General features: G+C 42.8%; 2 tRNA genes and 3 rRNA genes. All 5 read right to left on the bottom strand.

The window, feature by feature from the left end:
- Positions 1-131: 131 nt before the first annotated feature.
- A 5S ribosomal RNA gene (rrf, locus tag EBF09_RS08860) occupies positions 132-247 on the bottom strand.
- 265 nt (positions 248-512) lie between these two features.
- A 23S ribosomal RNA gene (locus EBF09_RS08855) occupies positions 513-3396 on the bottom strand.
- A gap of 427 nt (positions 3397-3823) precedes the next feature.
- Positions 3824-3899, bottom strand: a tRNA-Ala gene (locus EBF09_RS08850).
- Between the two features lies 1 nt (position 3900).
- Positions 3901-3977 (bottom strand) — tRNA-Ile (locus tag EBF09_RS08845).
- A 98-nt stretch (positions 3978-4075) separates the two neighbouring features.
- A 16S ribosomal RNA gene (locus tag EBF09_RS08840) occupies positions 4076-5571 on the bottom strand.
- Together the 16S, 23S and 5S rRNA genes with 2 tRNA genes alongside form the textbook arrangement of a ribosomal RNA operon.
- Positions 5572-6172: the final 601 nt, after the last annotated feature.

The following is a 6172-nucleotide window of genomic DNA, read 5'->3' as shown; positions in this document are numbered from 1 at the left end:
CCCAATTATAACGAGCACAACAAATAAACAATAACACTAAACCCACAAACACTAAATATAAAAATACAATAATAAGATTAAGGATTAAAAAGAAGTTAAAGAAGTAACCCATTCTACTCTTTACACTCTCATCTCCGCACCGTCCTACTTTACCACTCCTGAAAGGAGCAGTATCATCAGCGAAGAAGAGCTTAACTTCTAGGTTCGGAATGGGACTAGGTGGAACCTCTTCTCTATTAGCACGAAGATGACAATGTAAAGAAAGCCTATTGTTTAAGTCTTATAGATTTTATTGCTAAAAAGTATTGATTTTACTTTTTAATCTTTTATCCATTTATATTCTTTATTGCTTGATATTCTATTGTCTAATATTTTAATAAATCTCTATAAAGCTTTAAAGAATTTATTTTCTCTATTCTCTTATAAAACTTAGTAAGTAATACAATCTTTTTTCCAAAGTTTTACCTTAATTATTAAAGAGTGATTACACTCATTAAGGCAGTGGCTTTTTATCAATTAAGCCAATCGGTCTATTAGTAGTAGTCAGCTAAACATATTACTATGCTTACACCCCTACCCTATCAAGCAGGTAGTCTTCCTGCGACCTTCAGGGAAAGTTCATCTTGGAGTTGGCTTCACGCTTAGATGCTTTCAGCGTTTATCACATCCATACGTAGCTACGCTGCGATGCCCATAGCAGGACAACAGCTACACCAGTGGTATGTCCATCCCGGTCCTCTCGTACTAGGGACAGATCTCCTCAACTTTCCTACGCCCACGGCAGATAGGGACCGAACTGTCTCACGACGTTCTGAACCCAGCTCGCGTACCGCTTTAAATGGCGAACAGCCATACCCTTGGGACCTGCTCCAGCCCCAGGATGCGATGAGCCGACATCGAGGTGCCAAACCTCCCCGTCGATGTGAGCTCTTGGGGGAGATCAGCCTGTTATCCCCGGGGTACCTTTTATCCTTTGAGCGATGACCCTTCCACACAGAATCACCGGATCACTATGACCGACTTTCGTCTCTGCTTGACTTGTTTGTCTTACAGTCAGGCTGGCTTATGCCATTACACTCTACAAATGATTTCCAACCATTTTGAGCCAACCTTTGCAAGCCTCCGTTACTTTTTAGGAGGCGACCGCCCCAGTCAAACTACCCACCAGGCATTGTCCTACTTGAGGATAACTCAAGCTAGTTAGCAGACAGAAACATTAAGGGTGGTATCTCAACGGTGGCTCCATCTCTACCGGAGTAAAGATTTCAAAGCCTCCCACCTATGCTGCGCATAATGCTCCCATCGGCAGTGCCAAGCTGTAGTAAAGGTCCACGGGGTCTTTCCGTCTTGCCGCGGGTAGGAGGAATTTTCACCTCCACTACAATTTCACTGAATCACTCTTTGAGACAGCTCCCATCTCGTTACGCCATTCATGCAGGTCGGTATTTAACCGACAAGGAATTTCGCTACCTTAGGACCGTTATAGTTACGGCCGCCGTTTACTCGGGCTTCAATTCAAAGCTTCACATTGCTGCTGACTAATCCTCTTAACCTTCGAGCACCGGGCAGGCGTCACACCTTATACTTCCTCTTACGAGTTGGCAAAGTGCTGTGTTTTTGGTAAACAGTCGGGAGGGACTCTTTGCTGAGACCTACTTGCGTAGGCACACCTTATCGCGAACTTACGGTGCTAGTTTGCAGAGTTCCTTAAAGAGAGTTCTTTCACGCGCCTTAGAATACTCATCTCATCTACCTGTGTCGGTTTACGGTACGGGCAACATTAGCTAAACTTAGAGGCTTTTCTTGGCACGACGATCTTAACAATTCTCTCATCCGTCCGAAGACTTCAAAGAGCCTGTTGGGTTTGGGAAAGGGAAGCGGATTTACCAATCTTCTTACTTGCACCCTTCGACTGACACTTCTATCCGTCAGCTTGTCTTGACCCTATGCGTCCCCCCATCGCACACTAATGTTGGTATAGGAATATTAACCTATTTTCCATCGACTACCCCTTTCGGACTTGTCTTAGGACCCGACTAACCCTACGATGACGAGCATAGCGTAGGAAACCTTAGATTTACGGCGAAGTGGATTCTCACCACTTTTATCGCTACTCATTCCTGCATGCTCACTTCACACCGCTCCACCACTCCTTACCGGTATGGCTTCAACGCTGATGTGAACGCTCTTCTACCACTGTGCATCAGCACAATCTACAACTTCGGTGTCTATCTTAGCCCCGTTATATTTTCAGCGCAGAATCACTAGACCAGTGAGCTGTTACGCTATCTTTAAAGGATGGCTGCTTCTAAGCCAACCTCCTGGTTGTCTGAGTAACTCCACATCTTTTTCCACTTAGAATAGAACTTAGGGACCTTAGTTGGTAGTCTGGGTTGTTCCCCTTTAGACGATTGATTTTATCACCCACCGCCTGACTCCCAAGATACGGTAATAGGTATTCGTAGTTTGACAGGGGTTGGTACCGCGGTGAGCAGCCCTAGCCCAATCAGAGCTCTACCCCCTATTACTATCACTTGAGGCTATACCTAAATATATTTCGAAGAGAACCAGCTATCACTGAGTTTGATTGGCCTTTCACCCCTATCCACAGCTCATCCCAACCCGTTTCAATGGGTACGAGTTCAGTCCTCCGGTGGGTGTTACCCCACTTTCAACTTGGCCATGGATAGATCACTCAGCTTCGGGTCTGCAGCATCTGACTAAGCGCCCTTTCAGACTCGCTTTCGCTACGGCTTCACATTAGTTTAACCTTGCCAGATACCACAACTCGCAGGATCATTATGCAAAAGGCAGTCCGTCACCCTGATAAATCATAGGGCTCCGAATGATTGTAGGCAAATGGTTTCAGGTTCTATTTCACTCCGCTCACTGCGGTTCTTTTCACCTTTCCCTCACGGTACTGGTTCGCTATCGGTGTAGTAGTAGTATTTAGGGTTGGAGGGTGGTCCCCCCAGCTTCAGCCCGGATTTCACGTGTCCTGACCTACTCTGGATCCTGCTACCTAAAAATACTCTTTCATATACGGGACTATCACCCTCTATGGCTATCCTTTCCAGAATGTTCTATTAGAGTATTTTAGTGGATGTTGCAGTCCACAACCCCAAGTGCAAGCACTTGGTTTGCCCTGTTCCCCGTTCGCTCGCCGCTACTAAGAGAATCTCGTTTGATTTCTTTTCCTCTAGTTACTGAGATGTTTCACTTCACTAGGTTCGCTCCATTTAAGGTAATGTATCTCTCAATACATTGGGTTGCCCCATTCGGAAATCTATGGATCAAAGCATCTTGACAGCTCCCCATAGCTTATCGCAGTCTAGTACGTCCTTCATCGCCTCTACTACCCAAGGCATCCACCATTTGCCCTTTACAAGCTTAACTGACTTTGTATTCTATTAACGCCACTGCCTTAATGAATGTAATTGCTTACTTCCATAAAGACAATCTTTGGTTATGCGTGATTGTAGTTATTTACTTATATAGGCTTTAACAATGAGTTTTTAAATAACATTTAGAATGCTTTTAAAAAAGATTCTAATCTAAAGACACTTTATAAATTATATAAATTAAAAGCGTATTTAGATTAAAACCTTTTATTCTTTATTCTTTTATAATCTCTTAATAGTTTTTAATCTTTCATTCAAAGAAGATTATTTTACTCTTTTAGGAATTATAAACTTCTAAAGTTTATTCTAAATTTCTAAACTTTTAAACAATATATTGAATAATTACTCTTCTTTTTATAAATACTTATTGTTCTATAAATATCTATACTTTACTTTTAAAGTTATAGACTAGACTTTAGATTTGGTGGAGAATAGCGGGATCGAACCGCTGACCTCCTGCGTGCAAAGCAGGCGCTCTCCCAGCTGAGCTAATTCCCCATGGTGGGCTTAGGAGGACTTGAACCTCCGACCTCACCCTTATCAGGGGTGCGCTCTAACCACCTGAGCTATAAGCCCCTATTTTTAAAGTCTTGCTTTCAATGATCTCTGAAAACTAAGCAGGAATAAAACAACTTTAAAAACTAAATAAACGAATATTTAGCTTTAATCTCTTGAAAGGAGGTGATCCAACCGCAGGTTCACCTACGGTTACCTTGTTACGACTTCACCCCAGTCGCTGCATCCGCCGTGGGCAGTAACCAGTTTGGTATTCCGACTTAAGGCGAATACAACTCCCATGGTGTGACGGGCGGTGAGTACAAGACCCGGGAACGTATTCACCGTGACATGGCTGATTCACGATTACTAGCGATTCCAGCTTCATGTAGTCGAGTTGCAGACTACAATCCGAACTGAGATATGTTTTAAAGATTTGCTCCACCTCGCGGTATTGCGTCTTTTTGTACATACCATTGTAGCACGTGTGTAGCCCTAGGCGTAAGGGCCATGATGACTTGACGTCATCCTCACCTTCCTCCTCCTTGCGAAGGCAGTCTCCCTAGAGTGCTCAGCCTAACTGTTAGCAACTAAGGACGAGGGTTGCGCTCGTTGCGGGACTTAACCCAACATCTCACGACACGAGCTGACGACAGCCGTGCAGCACCTGTTTTCAAGTTCTAGCAAGCTAGCACTCCACTATCTCTAGCGGATTCTATCAATGTCAAGCCTAGGTAAGGTTCTTCGCGTATCTTCGAATTAAACCACATGCTCCACCGCTTGTGCGGGTCCCCGTCTATTCCTTTGAGTTTTAATCTTGCGACCGTACTCCCCAGGCGGAATGCTTAATGCGTTAGCTGCATTACTGGAGTGACAAGCACCCCAACAACTAGCATTCATCGTTTAGGGCGTGGACTACCAGGGTATCTAATCCTGTTTGCTCCCCACGCTTTCGCGCATCAGCGTCAGTAATGTTCCAGCAGGTCGCCTTCGCAATGAGTATTCCTCTTGATCTCTACGGATTTTACCCCTACACCAAGAATTCCACCTACCTCTCCCATACTCTAGGCTAATAGTTTCAAATGCAGTTCTATGGTTAAGCCATAGGATTTCACATCTGACTTGCTAGCCCGCCTACGCGCTCTTTACGCCCAGTGATTCCGAGTAACGCTTGCACCCTCCGTATTACCGCGGCTGCTGGCACGGAGTTAGCCGGTGCTTATTCGTTAGATACCGTCATTATCTTCTCTAACAAAAGGAGTTTACAATCCGAAAACCTTCATCCTCCACGCGGCGTTGCTGCTTCAGGGTTTCCCCCATTGAGCAATATTCCCTACTGCTGCCTCCCGTAGGAGTCTGGACCGTGTCTCAGTTCCAGTGTGTCCGATCACCCTCTCAGGCCGGATACCCGTCATAGCCTTGGTGAGCCATTACCTCACCAACAAGCTGATAGGACATAGGCCAATCCCATAGCGAAAAACTTTCCCTCGTAAGGAGTATCCGGTATTAATCACCATTTCTAGTGGCTATCCCAGACTATGGGGCATGTTACCTATGCATTACTCACCCGTGCGCCACTAATCCACTCTAGCAAGCTAGAGCTTCATCGTTCGACTTGCATGTATTAGGCACGCCGCCAGCGTTCACTCTGAGCCAGGATCAAACTCTCCAAAAAAATAAACTTTTAAACTTTACATTTAAATGCTAAGGTTTAAAAGAGTTTGTTTCTAAATAGTTAAACTATTAAGAAGTTTTTAGGTTTGGATTAGTTTGTCCTAAAATCTCAAAATCTCTGTATAGATTTGTTGGTTTTATGCTAATTAAAAATAAAAGAATAAACTTTTACTTTTAAAGAATAAAACTTTCAAAGCAATAAATGAGTTATGTTGTATCGATTTTAGAAAATTAAGAAAATTACTTTATAGTTGTTTTACTTAATTTCCTGCTTAGTTGTCAAAGATCATTTTAACTTTAAAATTTTAGTAATCATTTTAAAAAGTTAAAGAACACATCTTTTATGCTTAGCTACTCTTTTACTCTCAAGTTTAAAGATTAAGAAACTCATATTCTTTTAAAGACAATAAAAAGCTTATTAAAGATTATCTTAAAAACATTAAGAGTTTAAGATAAGAACTCTAAACAAAATATTGTTCTAAGCTTGTGTATCTTTAAGCGATAGTTTCTAAGCTTTTGCTAGAAAGTGTAGCGCAAAAAAGGAAATGGAATTATAGCTTTAAAAGCTTAAAGAGAGATTAAAAAATAAGGGGTTGGAGAAA

This window comes from Helicobacter burdigaliensis (assembly GCF_003670295.1).
Taxonomy (GTDB): domain Bacteria; phylum Campylobacterota; class Campylobacteria; order Campylobacterales; family Helicobacteraceae; genus Helicobacter_D; species Helicobacter_D burdigaliensis.
The sequence above is the reverse complement of the archived record's forward strand: the minus strand, read 5'-3'. Positions and strand labels throughout refer to the sequence as shown.